Source organism: Bradyrhizobium sp. LA6.8 (genome assembly GCF_040547935.1).
Lineage (GTDB): Bacteria > Pseudomonadota > Alphaproteobacteria > Rhizobiales > Xanthobacteraceae > Bradyrhizobium > Bradyrhizobium barranii.
The window spans coordinates 94,241-109,357 of record NZ_JBEPQQ010000015.1; the positions used below are offsets into that span (position 1 = coordinate 94,241).

The following is a 15,117-nucleotide window of genomic DNA, read 5'->3' on the forward strand; positions in this document are numbered from 1 at the left end:
CTGCATCAGAAGCTCTTTGACACGAACAGGAGGAGGGTGCCGAGCAGGCCCAGCATGAGGGCCGCACCGAGAAATTGCGGAACGCGAAAGACCCGCATTTTTGCCGTGGCGGTCTCGAACAGTGCGAGGAAAAAGCCGGCAGCCGCGAGCTTGATGAGGTAGGCGGCGGCGCCGATGGCATAGGACAACGGACCGGTACCGAAGACTGCTATCTTCCAGGGTAGGAACACGCACGCGATTAGCGAGATATAGAGCAATAGTTTGAGGAAGGCGCCGAATTCGATCATTGCCAGATGGCGACCGGAATATTCGAGAACCATCGCTTCGTGCACCATGGTGAGCTCCAGGTGCGTCGCCGGATTGTCGACCGGAATTCGCGCGTTCTCCGCGAGTGCCACCATGATGAGCGCGATCAGCGCCATTCCCAGCGATACTCGTAAGCCGACATAGGACGAGGCCATGAAATTCGCGACCGTCGAAAGTTGGGTCGAGCCGGCAACCAGGGCCGTGCAAAATACAAACAGCAGCATTGCCGGCTCCGCAAGCGCCGCAATCATGACTTCGCGGCTGGAGCCGATGCCGCCAAAACTGGTGCCGACGTCCATCCCGGCGAGCGCAAGAAAGAAGCGTGCACTTCCCAGCAGCGCCACGATGGCAATCAGGTCCGCCGTCCAGTTGAAGAGGAGGCCGGTGGCGAACGTCGGCACCAGGGCGGCAGCAACCCAGATCGCAGCAAAGGTCACGTAGGGCGTCACGCGGAACAGCCAGGAGGCGTTGTCCGCCAGCACCACTTCCTTGCGGAGCAATCGCAGGAGGTCCCGATACGGTTGAAAGACCGACGCTCCCTGTCGACGCAGCAGGCGGGCCTTCATCTTGCGCACAAAGCCGGTCAGCAGCGGCGCCAGCAGCAGCACCAGAAGCATCTGCATGCCTTGCACAAGAATGTCCGACATCACGACCATATCGCGAGGACCAGAAGGAGTGTGACGAGGGTCGCAAAAACCAGACTGAGATACCGCCGGATGGTCAGGAACTGCAGGCGATTGAGTTTATCGGCAGAGAAGCCAACCACGTCTGCTATCGGCTCATACATTCGCTCCCAGATCAGATCGTGCAATTCGATTCGCAGGCGCGCGGGCCTGATATCCCCGGGGGGCGGCATCTCGACATGATCGCGAGCGTGGAACACGAGCGTACCGAAAACGCGGCGAATAGGCTGAGCGAAGCTTCCGGCCGAATATTGGGCCGCGGGTGTCGGATCGGAAAAGCCACAGCCCCAGGCCGGCCCCCGCCTTAACGCACGAGAGGCAAAGCGATGAATAAAGACGACGGCCGCCGAGGCGGATATCGCGATGAACACCATAACAAGCAGCCCGTTGTATGAACTGCGACTCTCCGCAATCGGCGCGATCGAAAGCCAGGGTTCGTTGGCCTGGATCGGCATGCGGCCCCCGAGGATTTGTAGCGTGATCGGCGAAAGCGCGTCGATCACCGGCCCCGGCAGAATTCCGGCCAGCAAGCAAAGTGCGGCGAGGATGAACATTGCCGAAAGCGAGTAGCGGTCGACTTCCTCCGCGGTTTCCGCCGCCACGTCGCGCGGACGCCCGAGAAAGGTCACGCCGTAGGCCTTGACGAAACACGCCGCCGCCAACGCAGCAGCCAAGGCCAATAGAGCTCCGACCGCAGGCACGGTGATCTTCAGCGCCCATTGCGGCAACTCCGGGCTCTGCAGCACGGCCTGGAACATGAGCCATTCCGAGACGAAACCGTTGAACGGCGGAAGCGCTGAGATCGAGACACAGCCGACGAGAACGGCGAAGCTTGTGTACGGCATGCGATGAATGAGGCCACCCAGCTTGTCCATGTCCCGCTCGCCGGTCACTGTCAGGACGGCGCCGGCGCCGAAGAAAAGCAGACTCTTGAAGAAGGAGTGATTGAGAACGTGAAACAGAGCCGCCGCAAACGCGAGCGCGGCCAGTAGTTTCAGGCCGTTGGCCTGGAAGGCCAATGCAAGGCCGAGGCTTGCGAAGATGACGCCGACATTTTCGATCGTACTGTAGGCGAGCAGACGTTTGAGGTCCTTTTCCATCATCGCATACAAGATCCCCATTACGGCGGTGATGCCGCCAAGAGAAAGCACGATCACGCTCGCCCACCAGCTCGGCTGCCCCAGTAGATCGAATACCACGCGAATAAAGCCGTAGATCGCGACCTTGGTCATGACGCCGCTCATCAGTGCCGAAACGTGGCTCGGAGCCGCGGGATGAGCGAGTGGCAGCCAGACGTGCAGCGGCACCAGGCCGGCCTTTGAACCGGCGCCGAGCAACATCAGGATCAACACCAACGTGGCCACGTAGGGCGTATGTTGAGCCGTGCGAATGGCGACAAATTCGTAGTCCCCCGCCGGCCCCGCCAAAAGGCCGAAGGCCAGCAGCAATGTGAGCGTGCCGAAGCTCGCCATGACGAGATAGACGTAACCGGCTTTCGCGTTGCCCGGTTCACGATGGTGCGCCATTACGAGCGCCCAGGACGCGAGCGACATGAATTCCCAACAAAGCAGATAAGAAAACGCATCACCCGCCAGCACCACAAGATTCATGCCGGCTAGAAAGGCCGGAAAAAAGGGAAGCACGCGCTGCGGCGTCGGCTCGTGGTGGCCGTAGCCGAGGCCATAAACACTTGCCGCGGCTCCTCCGAGATTGACAACGATAAGGAAAAACGAGGCCAGCGGGTCGAGGCGGAAATGGGAGCCAAGCCATGGCAATCCGATTGGGAGGGTCAGATCGGAGGCGCTCGCCGTGGCGCCAAGCAACCAGTGGATGGACCCAGTCAACGCGATCGCAGACGCGGTCAACGTCGCGCTATAGATGATGGCCGTGGCCGTCTTTGAGCGGCTCAGAACAATCGCCAGAACTGCCGATCCAAGCAATCCGGCAACACACAGCATTTGGACAACGACAGCCGACATTATGTGCGCGCCTTCCTTCCGCTTGACGCTTTGTTTTCTGTCCGATTGTTCAAATAGATTTTTCCGATCCGGAGTTGAGTTTCAGCCGCACCCCGCGTCCCTCGGCGTTACTGACCGCCCCCTCGTCGATCAACTCAATGCCGGCGGCGTCGAGGGCTGTAATCAGCTTCACCAGCGAATCGACATTGCCCCGAACCATCGCCTCACTAGCCTCCATACGTTGGATGGTCGGCACCGATAGCCCGGACATTTCTGCGAGCCGGCGCTGATCGATACCGAGGAGCACCCTGGCCGCCCGCAGTTGAGCCGCTGTGATCACCGGATTGCCCCATCACCCCGTTTTCGACGACGACCAAGCGTCATCCTTGCATCCTAACTAGTCATGTTATATTGTCAATTAGTGATATCTAAAACATCTAATCTAAACGTTCCGCGAATTGCCGGCACCCAATCCTGGTGCGTCGAGGGACAGCATGAGTTCGACAACCGCTTACGAATTTATCGACCATACATTTGATGTGGTCGTCGTCGGTGCCGGGGGAGCCGGTTTGCGGGCCACCCAGGGCGCTGTCGAGGCTGGCTTAACGACCGCCTGCATCACAAAAGGTGTTTCCGACACGCAGCCATACGGTCGCGGCCCAGGGTGGCATTGCTGCCAGTCTCGGCAACCTCGGCGAAGACAGTTGGCAATGGCATATGTATGACACGGTCAAAGGAGCCGATTGGCTCGGCGACCAGGACGCCATCGAATATATGTGCCGGCAAGCCGTCCCCACCGTCATCGAACTGGAGCATGCGGGGATGCCCTTCTCCCGCGCCAACGACGCATGGTCAATGATGGATGGAACGCTGCATCGCTTCCGAGCGCAGACCGTCATCCGGGCGACCGGCGGTTACGGCAGGATCTACTTTTCCTGCACGTCGGCGCATACCTGCACCGGCGATGGAGGCGGCTTAGCCTTGCGTGCCGGCCTGCCGTTGCAAGACATGGAATTCATGCAGTTTCATCCGACTGGCATCTATGGGGCGGGCTGCCTCATCACAGAAGGCGCGCGCGGCGAAGGCGGCTACCTGGTGAATTCCGAGGGCGAACGTTTTATGGAACGCTAGCCTTCCGCCCGGGATCTCGCATCACGCGAATGCTAGCGCGACCATCGAACTCTCCACGCCTTTTTGCGCACGGTCTGGCCTGCGCGCCGGGGGCTGCAATCCGATTATCCGCAACGGCGCTCTTCACGTCCTCCTCCTCAGGGAGTCCTCGGTGGACAACCTCGGCAAGTGGGCTGCACGCCACGACCCAGCTGGCGTCATGCGCATAGAGTACGCCCGCTCGGTGTGGGCGAAGCGGACTTCGGATGACGACATCCTGCTCGGCGCCCGACAGTAGCAATATCCGCACGACCGCCGAAGCCCGCCTCACTCGTTGGGGCGGGCTATTACTGTCCCAGCAAGACAGCGCCGCACTTCAACGGGTCGAGGCTGCCGGTATTGTACCAATCACGCGCATGTCCTCGTTGCGCACCGTGACAGAGCGCCCGGTTTCTTGAGCGATCTTTCTAGCCGCTTTCATCGCGGCATTCTCATCTATGTATTCGAGCAGGATGATGCTGCCTTGCCCCGAGAACGCGGCGGGGTTCGATACGACCAAAACTATCACGGCCGCCTCCAAGTTCGTCACGGACTCAAGATCAGCATCGACGCAAGGATGGCCGAAAACATGAACAGACCAAAGATGGCGATTTGAAACAGTCGCTCGGCCTTCATTTGCGCTCCCTCGCAAATCTCTTCGATCTGCGAAACGCAGAATGGCGCGATCAGTTCCGAAGGACCTGAACACCTAACAATACCACGCCGCCTGCTTGAAAAGATTGCAGACGGCGCTGGCCTTAGCCCCAGGAAGGCGATGCAAAATCCTGGCAGAAGGTGGGTCTTACCGGGGCGAGGGAAGGTTCACAGAAAGTTTGGCGATCAGAGGCAGGCCGCGGATGCCCGCTCCAGCGGCGGCTCGGGGCCTCATCCATCCAGCTTGTAAACGTCGCCTGGCTGAAGGTTGAGTTCCTCGAACATTTTCTGCTGCTTCGGCGTCAGGGCAACATTCAACACTTCCGCAGTCGAACCTTCTGAGGCGGCGGCGAGGACCAATGTGAGCGCCTGGCCTGGCTTGGCCAGCGCAATCCAAATCTGGGTTTCTGTGTCGTCTGCAGTCACTTCAACGACAGTAAATGCGTTGCCAAATGATTCTGCCATGACCGGCTAACAGGCGTGCCTGCTTTCCTGATCTCAATCAGGAGGCCGCAATCCCGGCGAGGTCAACCATTCGCTCAGGTGCGAGCCGGTTTCGGCCTGTCTGGCCTTTCTCAGAATGAGATCCCGTTCGAGACCTGGCGGAAGCGCTTTGGCTTCTTCGCGGAGGCGCTTCGCTTCTTTAGCAAGGCGAGCTTCAAGAGAGATGGTTTGCTTGAAACGACGACGTTGCTGCATGGCACACCCTCGTCTTTACGGGTCCTAACCGTTGGGGTTTGAATTCTCGATTCCTAATATGCCGACGCCGGGGCACCGGTTCCTAAATTCAGTTTGGGCTATTTGCCGGCTGCGGCCTGACCCCAGTCCCGCCACGCCGCAGCGGCCCGCGTCTTAGCCGGCGCGGGCCTTCTACTTTTTTGGAGTGCAAGTAACGAATTGTTATAAATCGATTACAATGTCGGTTTGTGCCGCATTTGTTCGAGGCGACCGTGTATAAACCCAGCAAGTGCGTCGGCTCCAGCCGGCGAGGTTTACAGAGCAACTACTCAGGGGCGCGATTTTGCCCATTCCCGCCAACGATAACAACCGCGTTCAGCCGCGCGGCCTGCGCCGTGCAGAGGCTGCGCGGTACCTCGGAATCTCTCCCAGCCATTTCGACACCCAGCGCAAGGCCGGTGCAATCCCGGCCCCTCGCCAAATTCTAGGTGTAGTATTGTATGACAGGCGGGAATTGGATTCTATTTTCGGCGGCGCCCAGCCGGCGGCCGCCAATGACAACGCATCTGACTATTGGGACAAGGCGTGCGGCAGCGAAAACCCAAGTATGTGAATGAATAGGTGGATAGACATGGGCAACCCCGTGTCTACCTGCGCCGGCCGGGCAAGCCTCAACTCGCATTGCCCGCGCTGTTGTATTCGCCCGAATTCTGGACGGCGTACCGCGCCGCGATGAGCACCGACGCGCCAACGCCGGAGGTGCGGCGTATCAAGGCCGGCACGATTGCTGCCGCTGTCAAAGGGTACGGCGACAAGGATAAGGGGTACTACGGCAGCGCCGAATTCAAGGCGCTGGCCGAGAGCACGCAAACCACTTATCGCAACGTCCTGAACCGTTTCGTGGACAAGCACGGCGACGGCCCGATTGCTGGCCAAGCACGTCAACAACCTGATTGACGCGATGGCAGACACGCCGAGCGCCGCAAGCAATTTCAGAAAACGCCTTAAGGCCGTGATGGACTATGCGGTATCGGCTGAGATGCGCAGCGATAACCCGGTTGTTGTCGCCAAGCGCGTGAAACTCAAAACCACCGGCCATCGCACCTGGACGGAAAAGGACATCACCGCGTTTCGCGGGCGCTATAAAGTCGGCACACCGCTACGGCTTGCCTTCGAGGTGCTATTGCATACCGGCCTGCGCCGCTCCGATGCCGTGCGGCTTGGCTGGGAGCACCTGACGAAGGACGGCTTCGTCATCACCACCAAAAAGAGCCAAGGTCATGTGGAGTTATGCATTCCGGTGCACACCGACTTGGCCCGCTACATTGCCGACTGCCCGAAGGATGGCCCGGCCTTCATTGCAACCATTCACGGCCGAGCGCACAGCGAGAAAGCATTCTCGGCTTGGATTAGCGAGGCTGCGGCGGACGCTGGCCTGCCTCCACGCTCCTCTCCGCAAGGTGTGCGCAAGGCTGCGTGCCATCGCTTGGCTGAATCCGGAAGCACAGCGCTCGAAATCATGAGCATTACCGGCCACACAGATATCCGCGAAATCGAGCGCTATTGCCGCGCCGCTGCGCAGGGGTTTGGCAGTTGCGGCGATGGCGAAGCTGCAAGCCGGTTTCGATATCAGATTGCCTAACCCATCAGAGAAGTTAGGCAAAACTGCCCGCAAATCATTGAAATCATTGACGACAAAATCTAAATGGCGATCCCAGCAGGACTCGAAGCTGTTCCAGTGCAGATGACAACCGATATGCGTGCAGCTTGCCGAATGAAGGTGCAGTTCGCCGGCCTTGTCCCTGTAGGCGGCGATCTTTTCGAAACCCCGACGCAAGATTGCACCCTCACCCGGCTCGATCTCCCGAAGGGAGGTGATTTCACCGGGTGCCACATACTCCGCGAGATTTTGTGGGACGGTCAGGTTCTCGCGTAGGAAATTCCTGGCGGCCGCAAGCGGCGTACGATCCGGCGCATAAACAGACCTCCAGGGGCTGTCCTCGCCGAGAATAAGGGAGGTGTTCAGCATCGCCCCCATCACACCATGCGTCAGCCCTTGACCCGAGTCGCCCATCGCGAGGTAGATGCGCTGGCTGCCAGGCTCGAGGCCGATGAAGCCGGCATAATCACATAATCAATGGTATCGAGAACCTGACCTGACCAGCGGTGTGTGACCCTGCCAAGGCCCCGGATCAATTCGCGGGCCCAGCTTTCCAGCCGGGCAAAGCGCTGGTCGGCGTCATTTGCCTCGCCGCTCTTGCGGTCTTCGCCGCCCATAAGGACGAGATCATGATCGTCAGGACCTGGCTGCAGCCGCACGTAGTGATAAAGGATCCTCAGTGTCCCAATAGAGCGCGTCGGGGAGTTCGCCCCGTGCAATCGCGAAAGCTAGCACGTAAGTGTGGTAAGGAGCGACCTTGGAATGCAGTTGAAAGCGGTCGGCAATTGAGGCATTGGTCGCGACCACGGCGTGTCCGGCCGTGATCTGCCCTTGTGCGGTTCGGAGCGTGACGGCGCCATCCCGTTCGGCAACCTCTTCGACCGGGCTGTTAGCGAAAAAACGGACGCCGCTGGTCGCGCAAACCGCGGCCATGCCGGCGAGATATTTGAGAGGGTGGAAGGTCGCCTGGCGCGGATACCGCAGCACGTGGCGATTCTCGCATCCCTCGAGTGGAACGCCGACTAGGCGGTGGACGGGCGCGCCGACCTCGCGCACCGCTTCCAGCTCCTCATCGAGAACATCGGCCGGCATGCCGTGGCCCTGAAAGAGATACCCTTCCAGACGTCGAAAGTCACAGGCGATCTTTTCGCCCGCCTGGATTTCCTCGATACGATCGACGGCCGCCGCCTGACTTTGGTAGAACAGCTTGGCGATTTCCGCACCACGCAGCTTCCTGAATTCGCTCATCAGATCATCGCAAAGCGGCGCAAGACGCGCCGAGGTACGGGCCGTCATGCCGCTCGCGATGCCCTTGCGGTCGATGACGATCACCGACTGACCACGCTTGAAGAGTTCATAGGCGGTCGACATGCCGGCAACCCCGGAGCCGACAACGGCCACATCACAATGCACATTGCCTTTGAGCGCATTCGCCTCCGGCAATATCTCGGCATCCATCCATAGCGAGGTGCTGACCATGCAAAACTCCACAAAAAGGCAAACGCCGGCTTCATGTGGGGGTTCCTTTCTGCCCGCGCGGCAGGCCGTCGCTAATTCGTTCTTGCGGCGGGAAATTAGCCAATCTGGAAGCCGCGCGAGGGACAGTCCTTGCGCCGCCGGTGATAGCATTGGCTCAGAGGAACAAGGTTCGCACGCGCGCGTTCCCTCGCTTTAAGAACGAGGAGCGAAGCCATGGGATTTTTCACAAAAGACATCAAGACAATGGATGACCTGCTCCTGCACGGCTTGCAGGACATCTATTACGCCGAGCAACAGATCACCAAGGCGCTGCCGAAAATGATCGAGAAGGCGACCAACCGCGATCTGGTGACAGGCCTCAATATCCATCTGGAGGAAACCAACAAGCAGATCGAGCGTCTCGAAAAGGCTTTTGAGAAGCTCGGCAACGCGCCGAGCGGCACGCAATGTCCGGCGATCGACGGTCTGATCAAGGAAGCGAACGAGACAGCCGGCGAGATCGAAGATAAGACGGTGCTTGATGCGGCGATCGTCGCGAACGCGCAAGCCGTCGAGCATTACGAGATATGCCGCTACGGCACGCTGATTGCCTGGGCGGAAGAACTCGGCCACGACGATGTCGTGCGCTTTCTGACCACGAATCTGAACGAAGAGAAGGCGGCGAACACCAAGCTCAATACCGTCGCACTGCGCAAGGGCGTGAACAAGAAAGCGTCCACCGCCGCGTGATGCAAAGAGCCTCGCGGAAGCGATTTCGCCAGGCCCGCCCTCATTGTCGATGCGAAAGGCGTAATCGACTGTTGCCATGACAGATCTGACGAAACTACCGAGTTGGGCCGACGACAACAGCATCTTCGCCGTGGTCGAAACGCCACGGGGCAGCTCGTGCAAGCTCGATTTCGATCCCAAGCTTGGTGTTTTTGCCCCGGCGAAACCGCTGATGGCAGGTCTGACTTATCCTTACGATTGGGGCTTCATTCCCTCGACCAAAGCCGAGGATGGCGATCCGCTGGATGTGCTGATCTTGCATGACGCGCAGACCTATCCGGGTGTCGTGCTCCGCTGTCGCCCGGTCGGCATTCTCGAAGTCGAACAAAAAGGCAAAGGCAAGAAAGAGCGAAACGATCGGGTGTTTGCGGTGCCCGACCGATCGCCGCTCGAAGCGGATCTCAAGGATATCCGCAAACTTCCTACCCATGCGCGCGACGATCTTGAACAGTTCTTTCGGGCGACGAATGCGCTTGAGGGCAAGGAGCTGAAATTTCTCGGATGGCATGGTCCAGGCCGGGCGGCCAAAGCCATCCGGCGCCTGGCCCGCTAGAGGCGTAGGCTTGCTGAACACAGTCTGATGCTTACCGCAATCGGGGTTCGTCCGAACCCTTTGCGTGGTTCGCTTCTGTGAAAGCGCTGAGCGTCGCAGCGCGCCTCTCATAGTCCTCAGCCAGCGCCTCGATCTTCGCAGCCGCATCTCGATCATTGATGGATGCAGCCAAACGCCGACATCGCGAAGCCTCCTCAAGCAAACGGGTACGTTCGTCCGGCATTTCTGCTTAACATGCAGGCCGGCGACTTGTTTCAGGTCTCGGAAGGAACGTTTCGCCTTCTGTCAGCTTGGTGGGATCGGTCTATTTACGTGCGTAAATCTCATGTTTTCAGCCAACGGTTCATCCAACGACCACAGCCGCGCGTTAGGTTACCGAAAGCTTGCCATGGCAGAGCAGGATCGCGCCAAGGCAGCTATCCTCAATCGCATCGCGGATGAAGCGGAACGCGGCGTGCTTTGCACGGCAACTGCCGCGCCGCTGCGGCCGGCCACGCAGAATTAAGCGTCGATAAGGCCGACGGTTGCCCTTGGTACCCCGAGAGGACCCAGTCGGCGGTCGGAGCTGCGCGCTGTCACGCTTCTCAAATACCTAATGGGCAATACTGGATCACGATCGGTTCGTGATGAAATCCCGTCGACTTCTCGTCGGGAACCGTGGTCAGTCGTCGACGATCCAGCTCGCAATGATACTGACAACTGGTGCCACCTCGATCTGCAAGCTGAAACGCCGGGTATAGAGATTGATCAGCGCGTCGTGGCTTTCATCGGACGAGCTGCAGAGCGCATCCTCCGCCAGGATGACGCGGTAGCCGGTATCGACGGCGGCCAGCACCGTCGCGAGCACACAGACATCGGTTTCACCGCCAGAGACGATCAATGTCTCGACATGGTGCTGATCGAGGAAGGCTTGCAGCCGGCTATTGGAAAAAGCGCAGTAGGCTTGGCGATCGATTACCGTGGCAGGCGGCACGAAGCGCGCCAAAGGAGGCACGAGCTCAAGCAGCCTCGGATCGACCTGGTCGCGTGTCACGCATTCCCATTTCTCGTAATAGGCTTTCCAGACGCCCCGCGCCTCGGCCTTGTTGCGGACCGGAATGAAGCGCGTGAAAACGGTGCGCTGCGGGGCATGCGCAGTCAGCTTGAGCGCTTGCGGTAACGCACGTTCCATCCAGGGCGTTGCCCATGGGGCACCCGGGGCGAACAGTCCCTGCATGTCGATGCAGAGATGAATGGCGTGCGGACCGGGAGATGCGATCAGTTGGCCCATGACTAGCCCGATCTTCCCTGATGGCCAAATCCCATCAACCGCCGCAGCATGCGCTCGAGCGCGGCCCCCATCGCCAGACCCGCAAGCACGTCGCTTGCCCAGTGGGCCAGCAGGAGCACGCATGTCGACACCAGAACCGCCCCGATGGCCCACACAAAATTGCGCGTAGTGCGCGGCAGGACCGTGGCGGCGGAAGCGAGCGCTCCAACATGCACGGCGTGGCCCGATGGGAACGCATCGAGAGCGCGGCCGGAAAGCGGGATACCATGCAGGTGGCCGCGCACGGTGCGCCGGTCCGGCCGCACCTGATCGAAGTGCGCTTTCAAAAGGTGAGGCAGCAGAACCGTAGTGAACGTCGTCAGCAGCACATGATTGCTTGCGTGACGCTGTGGGAGCGGTTTGGCGCGAGACCAGAGCCACCATCCCAGGGCGAGCGCTGTCAGAACATGTTCGTCTGCTCCCCACGTCAGGGCGGCCGAGATCCGTTCCGGCAGCGGACGGGTGTTTCGCGCTATCGCGCGCGCGAGTTCGATATCGGCGGGTAGTGGACGCACTCTTACAGTCATCGACTGTCTCTGCCTCCCTTCACACACTCACATTACCGCCCTGCAGCAATTACCGAAAAAACGATCGGAAAGGTAGAGCCCTCAGTCTTTCAATCAGCAGCCTCGAAAACCGTTCCCTGACAGGAACCGTGCGCAGGAGGGATGCGTTGGAAGCGAAGGAAATCAATTGAGGAGAGTGCCATGGGCTTTGGACGAGGCGCATTGTTGTGGTTGTTGGGCGTACCGCTGCCGATCATTCTGTTGCTCGCGATCTTCTGGCACCATTAGAGTTAGTAACCACACGAGGACCATCGAGCTGGATGGGCCGGCGCAGATATGACCAGCGCATCCAGAGCTTAGGCTGCGCGGGATTTCTAGTCCTGCATCGAGCGTTGAGTCCGAACCGGTGAACCCCTCACTGCTTCTCGGCGTGGCCAACGGGACCCTCCTGGGGCTGCCCCAATCCCGAGGAGCACATGGCAAGATCCGACGCGAAAGAGATGAAGGCGCAGAGCAGCCTTCTGAAGCGGCTTGGTCCCGGGCTGATCACGGGCGCATTGGACGACGAACCGTCAGGTATTGGTATCTACAGCCAGGCCGGCGCGCAGCTTGGCTTTGGCATCGGCGGACGATGCTCCTGAGCTATCCCTTGATGGCGCGGCAATCCAAGAGATTTCGGGCCGCATTGGTCGCGCTTTACTGGAGCGCGGTTATCAACGGGGTGCTGGCTCGTGATGACCATGCTGATGTTGCTGGTCAGGAGGCGTGACGTGATGGGAAAGCTTGTTGTCGAAGGCTGGCTGTACTGGCTCGGCTGGGCATCAACCGCGGCAATGGCCCTTTGTATCGTTGGCATGGCGATCAGCATGCTGATGCCAGGATCGTGCTAGATGCCGCTCATCGAATCGAAGAGCACGGGGGAATGGTGGACTACGCGCTGCGCTTTCTGATTGGCGGTTTGGTCGTCTCGCTGTTTGCAGCGATAGGCGACGTACTGCGCCCCAAGAGCTTTGCGGGATTGTTTGGCGCCGCGCCTTCCGTTGCGCTCGCGACGCTGGGCCTTGCATTCTGGAAACATGGCGGCGAATACGTTGCAATCGAAGGTCGCTCGATGGTCCTCGGCGCTTTCGCGCTCACAGCTTACAGTCTTGTTGTCTGTCAGTTGCTGATGCGGGCCAACTGGTCCGCGCCGAAGGCCACCCTCGTCGCTCTCGCGATCTGGCTTGCGGTGGCGGCAGGCCTCAAGCAAGTTCTGATTGGGTGATGGTCATGGTGGTCCATTTCAAGTTATCTGCGCTAAGGCAGGGACGGCCTTACGAATATGTCGTGCGTTTTGTATTGGGCGGACTGGCGACCGTCGTGGCGGGCCTTGTGGCCGATTGGGCCGGGCCGGTGGCCGGCGGGCTAATGTTAGCCTTTCCAGCGATCTTCTGCGCGAGTGCCACCTTGATCGAAAAGCATGAGCGCGAGCGCAAGCAACAAAAGGGCCTGCGTGGCGAAGAGCGCGGCAGGAGTGCGGCGGCGCTTGATGCCGCCGGGGCCGGCTGGGGAAGCCTGGGCCTTGCTTGTTTCGCGCTCGTGATCTGGTGGCGGGCGTCCGACTCACGGCCCGCCCTCTGCCTCGCCGCTGCTTCGCTGATCTGGTTCGCAGTCGCCGTCTTAATGTGGCGCCTGCGGCGCGAATTGCGCTAAGCGGCGCTCTCGTCATTCGGTGAAGGTGCCGGATTTCTCATCAAGGTTGAGCGCGGGATCCGGCTGTCTGAGCTCACGCTCAGCTTCAAACCAGAACTGGTTCTGTTGCCCCTCGGTTTGCCGGCAGCCTCCCAAAGCTCGTGGGCGCGCGGGCGTATCTCTGCTCCTCTGTTGGCTTTTCCAGGCTGTCCTTCCACGATCGTTGCGCAAGCGCAACGCGACCATCCGTTGTGGGTGTGATTCGGCGCAGGGGTCAGGCCGTTGCAGGTATCGGCAGTAACGTTTTGAAGGCAATTAACAAACGCCGGTCGAGATGGGGTCACCGTCGGCGCCGATCGGGACCCCCACCCCAACATAGATTCCCCTATTCGCCACAAAGGATTATCGGCGTTAGTTCAAGGGGCTCAGTTCGACGCCGATTCACAGCAAAATTTCTTGCCGACTTGAACCCGCGTGCATCCACGACCTTGATCGACAGCAGCGTCGCGCCGATCGGACCAACGCCCGGGATAGCCGCCAGCCGTCGGCTCATCTCGTTACTCCGGTGTAATTGCATGAGCTTCTTGTCGAGCTTGGCGATCGGGTCATCGACGCGCGCCAGTTCTGTTGCCAAAGCGTCCACCAACTCCTTCGTCAACTCGGGGACTGTCGCGTCAGCCCGAATGTCGATCAGCAATTGTTGGAGCCACGAAAGCCCCTTGGGCGCTGTAAAGCCGAACTCCGCAGCGTAGCCGCGGATCGAGTTGGCGAGTTGGGTTCGCCTGCCGATGAACTGGTTGCGCACGCGCGCCAGCATCTGTGCACCTTGCTGCTCGGGGCTTTTGACAGGCACAAAGTTCTTGCGCAGTTTCGGCCGGCTTGCCACCTCGCAAATCGCCTCGGCGTCCGCAGCGTCGGATTTTCCGCGCTGCACATACGGTTTGACATATTGCGGCGGAATCATCGCCACCTCATGCCCGAGCGATTGCAGCTCCCGCGCCCAATAGTGCGACGCCCCGCAAGCCTCCAGTGCGACAAGCACGGGCGGCAAACGACTGAAGAACTCCAAAACCTGTCCGCGCCTCAACTTACGCGGTAAAACCGGCTGCTCCGTCCCGTCAACGCCATGCAGCTGAAATACACTCTTTGACGTATCCAAACCGATGCGAACAATCGTTTCCACGGGCGGCTCCTTCGTTTGGGGTCAGGGACGACCTCATCTTGCCACGCACTGTGGCGGAAGGGGGCCGTCCACCCCAACACGGGAGCCCGGTGCGGCACTTGCCGCACGCGCTCAAACGAAAAGCCAGGGAGACTAAGTTCAGGGACTGGGTGTCTGCGCGTCAAAGATTCGAACCAAAGGCGCCCAGTCTGTCCCTCGCGGGCTTCCGGTTGGTCATTGCTGACCACGCCATGGGGCTTCCCGTGTTGCGTACGCTTTCCTTGTGTACATGCTGTCGCCACTACCCCGGCGCAGCGGCTGGGCGTACTCTTCGCTCTGCTTCACCCAGCCGTATCAGCCTTCCCCGAAAGGGTTGTCGGGTCGGCCTGCGCATCGTCCTTTTCGAGGATTGCTCAGCGTTCACTCGCGTTACGGCCTGCACACTCGCGCTATCACCAATTCGTGACACGCTAATCGAAGGCTTCAGCCACTTCGTTACCTCCATGACTGCTCCGATTGCTTCCGGCTGGAGCGGTTGCCGGGTGGGGTTCGCACCCACTGGAAAGCGCCGCCTTGTCACG

At 60.0% G+C, this 15,117-nt stretch carries 20 protein-coding genes and 2 pseudogenes; 11 read left to right on the plus strand and 11 right to left on the minus strand.

All coding sequences use genetic code 11. The features are described from left to right. Nucleotides 1–5: 5 nt before the first annotated feature. The 3 genes from ABIA90_RS42860 to ABIA90_RS42870 are packed head-to-tail and all read right to left on the minus strand — an operon-like array spanning nucleotide 6 to nucleotide 3,287. Nucleotides 6–962: a respiratory chain complex I subunit 1 family protein gene (locus tag ABIA90_RS42860; RefSeq protein ID WP_354121909.1), complete on the minus strand. Its 957-nt coding sequence runs from the start codon at nucleotides 960–962 to the stop codon at nucleotides 6–8. Beyond that, nucleotides 953–2,968 carry a hydrogenase 4 subunit B gene (gene hyfB, locus ABIA90_RS42865; protein WP_354121908.1) on the minus strand — a complete coding sequence of 672 codons (2,016 nt, stop codon included), beginning with the start codon at nucleotides 2,966–2,968 and terminating at the stop codon, nucleotides 953–955. The genes ABIA90_RS42860 and hyfB overlap by 10 nt, the downstream gene beginning before the upstream one ends. A gap of 49 nt (nucleotides 2,969–3,017) precedes the next feature. Beyond that, nucleotides 3,018–3,287, minus strand: a complete 270-nt coding sequence (locus tag ABIA90_RS42870) for a helix-turn-helix domain-containing protein (RefSeq protein ID WP_354121907.1) — start codon at nucleotides 3,285–3,287, stop codon at nucleotides 3,018–3,020. A gap of 154 nt (nucleotides 3,288–3,441) precedes the next feature. On the opposite strand from ABIA90_RS42870, the pseudogene ABIA90_RS42875 reads away from it, so the two are divergent. Beyond that, a pseudogene (locus tag ABIA90_RS42875) lies at nucleotides 3,442–4,075 on the plus strand (FAD-binding protein); the annotation flags it as partial. A 358-nt stretch (nucleotides 4,076–4,433) separates the two neighbouring features. Here ABIA90_RS42875 and ABIA90_RS42880 read toward each other — a convergent pair. The 3 genes from ABIA90_RS42880 to ABIA90_RS42890 all read right to left on the minus strand — a co-directional run bounded on the left by ABIA90_RS42880 (nucleotide 4,434) and on the right by ABIA90_RS42890 (nucleotide 5,449). Continuing rightward, nucleotides 4,434–4,625: a hypothetical protein gene (locus tag ABIA90_RS42880; RefSeq protein ID WP_354121906.1), complete on the minus strand. Its 192-nt coding sequence runs from the start codon at nucleotides 4,623–4,625 to the stop codon at nucleotides 4,434–4,436. 356 nt (nucleotides 4,626–4,981) lie between these two features. Beyond that, nucleotides 4,982–5,215: a hypothetical protein gene (locus ABIA90_RS42885; protein ID WP_354121905.1), complete on the minus strand. Its 234-nt coding sequence runs from the start codon at nucleotides 5,213–5,215 to the stop codon at nucleotides 4,982–4,984. Between the two features lie 33 nt (nucleotides 5,216–5,248). Beyond that, a complete protein-coding gene (locus ABIA90_RS42890) occupies nucleotides 5,249–5,449 on the minus strand; it encodes a hypothetical protein (protein ID WP_354116230.1) in 201 nt (66 codons plus the stop codon). A 322-nt stretch (nucleotides 5,450–5,771) separates the two neighbouring features. Between ABIA90_RS42890 and ABIA90_RS42895 the strand changes: the two genes are divergently transcribed. The 3 genes from ABIA90_RS42895 (at nucleotide 5,772) to ABIA90_RS42905 (ending at nucleotide 7,070) form a co-directional block, all read left to right on the plus strand. Next, nucleotides 5,772–6,041, plus strand: coding sequence for a helix-turn-helix transcriptional regulator (locus ABIA90_RS42895; protein WP_354116231.1), 270 nt, complete (start codon nucleotides 5,772–5,774; stop codon nucleotides 6,039–6,041). Between the two features lie 68 nt (nucleotides 6,042–6,109). Then, the gene (locus tag ABIA90_RS42900; protein WP_354116232.1) at nucleotides 6,110–6,385 is read left to right on the plus strand and encodes a hypothetical protein; all 276 of its coding nucleotides are present in this window, start codon (nucleotides 6,110–6,112) and stop codon (nucleotides 6,383–6,385) included. Then, nucleotides 6,354–7,070, plus strand: a complete 717-nt coding sequence (locus ABIA90_RS42905) for a tyrosine-type recombinase/integrase (protein ID WP_354121904.1) — start codon at nucleotides 6,354–6,356, stop codon at nucleotides 7,068–7,070. Before ABIA90_RS42900 ends, ABIA90_RS42905 begins: the two co-directional genes overlap by 32 nt. A 407-nt stretch (nucleotides 7,071–7,477) precedes the next feature. Here the strand turns inward: ABIA90_RS42905 and ABIA90_RS42910 are convergent, their stop codons facing one another. Together ABIA90_RS42910 and ABIA90_RS42915 are read right to left on the minus strand one after the other, a co-directional pair. Then, nucleotides 7,478–7,705 (minus strand): hypothetical protein, encoded by a 228-nt coding sequence (locus tag ABIA90_RS42910; RefSeq protein ID WP_354121903.1) that lies wholly within the window; start codon nucleotides 7,703–7,705, stop codon nucleotides 7,478–7,480. Between the two features lie 19 nt (nucleotides 7,706–7,724). Then, nucleotides 7,725–8,567 (minus strand): NAD(P)/FAD-dependent oxidoreductase, encoded by an 843-nt coding sequence (locus ABIA90_RS42915; RefSeq protein ID WP_354121902.1) that lies wholly within the window; start codon nucleotides 8,565–8,567, stop codon nucleotides 7,725–7,727. A gap of 213 nt (nucleotides 8,568–8,780) precedes the next feature. Here ABIA90_RS42915 and ABIA90_RS42920 point away from each other — a divergent pair, with 213 nt between their 5' ends. From ABIA90_RS42920 to ABIA90_RS42930, 3 genes are all read left to right on the plus strand, one after another. After that, nucleotides 8,781–9,296 carry a YciE/YciF ferroxidase family protein gene (locus ABIA90_RS42920; protein WP_354121901.1) on the plus strand — a complete coding sequence of 172 codons (516 nt, stop codon included), beginning with the start codon at nucleotides 8,781–8,783 and terminating at the stop codon, nucleotides 9,294–9,296. A gap of 76 nt (nucleotides 9,297–9,372) precedes the next feature. Then, nucleotides 9,373–9,888, plus strand: a complete 516-nt coding sequence (locus tag ABIA90_RS42925; RefSeq protein WP_354121900.1) for an inorganic diphosphatase — start codon at nucleotides 9,373–9,375, stop codon at nucleotides 9,886–9,888. Between the two features lie 325 nt (nucleotides 9,889–10,213). Then, a complete protein-coding gene (locus ABIA90_RS42930; protein WP_354116236.1) occupies nucleotides 10,214–10,393 on the plus strand; it encodes a hypothetical protein in 180 nt (59 codons plus the stop codon). A gap of 156 nt (nucleotides 10,394–10,549) precedes the next feature. Here the strand turns inward: ABIA90_RS42930 and ABIA90_RS42935 are convergent, their stop codons facing one another. Further along, a complete protein-coding gene (locus ABIA90_RS42935; protein WP_354121899.1) occupies nucleotides 10,550–11,158 on the minus strand; it encodes a cysteine hydrolase family protein in 609 nt (202 codons plus the stop codon). 2 nt (nucleotides 11,159–11,160) lie between these two features. Then, nucleotides 11,161–11,724: a phosphatase PAP2 family protein gene (locus ABIA90_RS42940; RefSeq protein ID WP_354116238.1), complete on the minus strand. Its 564-nt coding sequence runs from the start codon at nucleotides 11,722–11,724 to the stop codon at nucleotides 11,161–11,163. Nucleotides 11,725–12,179: 455 nt separating this feature from the next. Between ABIA90_RS42940 and ABIA90_RS42945 the strand changes: the two are divergent. The 4 genes and pseudogenes from ABIA90_RS42945 to ABIA90_RS42960 all read left to right on the plus strand — a co-directional run. Further along, nucleotides 12,180–12,396 (plus strand): annotated as a pseudogene (locus ABIA90_RS42945) (divalent metal cation transporter); the annotation flags it as partial. 41 nt (nucleotides 12,397–12,437) lie between these two features. Then, nucleotides 12,438–12,593 carry a hypothetical protein gene (locus ABIA90_RS42950; protein WP_354121897.1) on the plus strand — a complete coding sequence of 52 codons (156 nt, stop codon included), beginning with the start codon at nucleotides 12,438–12,440 and terminating at the stop codon, nucleotides 12,591–12,593. 32 nt (nucleotides 12,594–12,625) lie between these two features. Continuing rightward, nucleotides 12,626–12,967 (plus strand): DUF3147 family protein, encoded by a 342-nt coding sequence (locus ABIA90_RS42955; protein WP_354121896.1) that lies wholly within the window; start codon nucleotides 12,626–12,628, stop codon nucleotides 12,965–12,967. Between the two features lie 5 nt (nucleotides 12,968–12,972). Beyond that, on the plus strand, nucleotides 12,973–13,395 hold the full coding sequence (locus ABIA90_RS42960; RefSeq protein WP_354121895.1) for a DUF3147 family protein: 423 nt from the start codon (nucleotides 12,973–12,975) through the stop codon (nucleotides 13,393–13,395). Between the two features lie 364 nt (nucleotides 13,396–13,759). Here ABIA90_RS42960 and ABIA90_RS42965 read toward each other — a convergent pair whose 3' ends face one another. Beyond that, a complete protein-coding gene (locus ABIA90_RS42965; RefSeq protein ID WP_354121894.1) occupies nucleotides 13,760–14,557 on the minus strand; it encodes an IS110 family RNA-guided transposase in 798 nt (265 codons plus the stop codon). Between the last annotated feature and the right edge of the window lie 560 nt (nucleotides 14,558–15,117).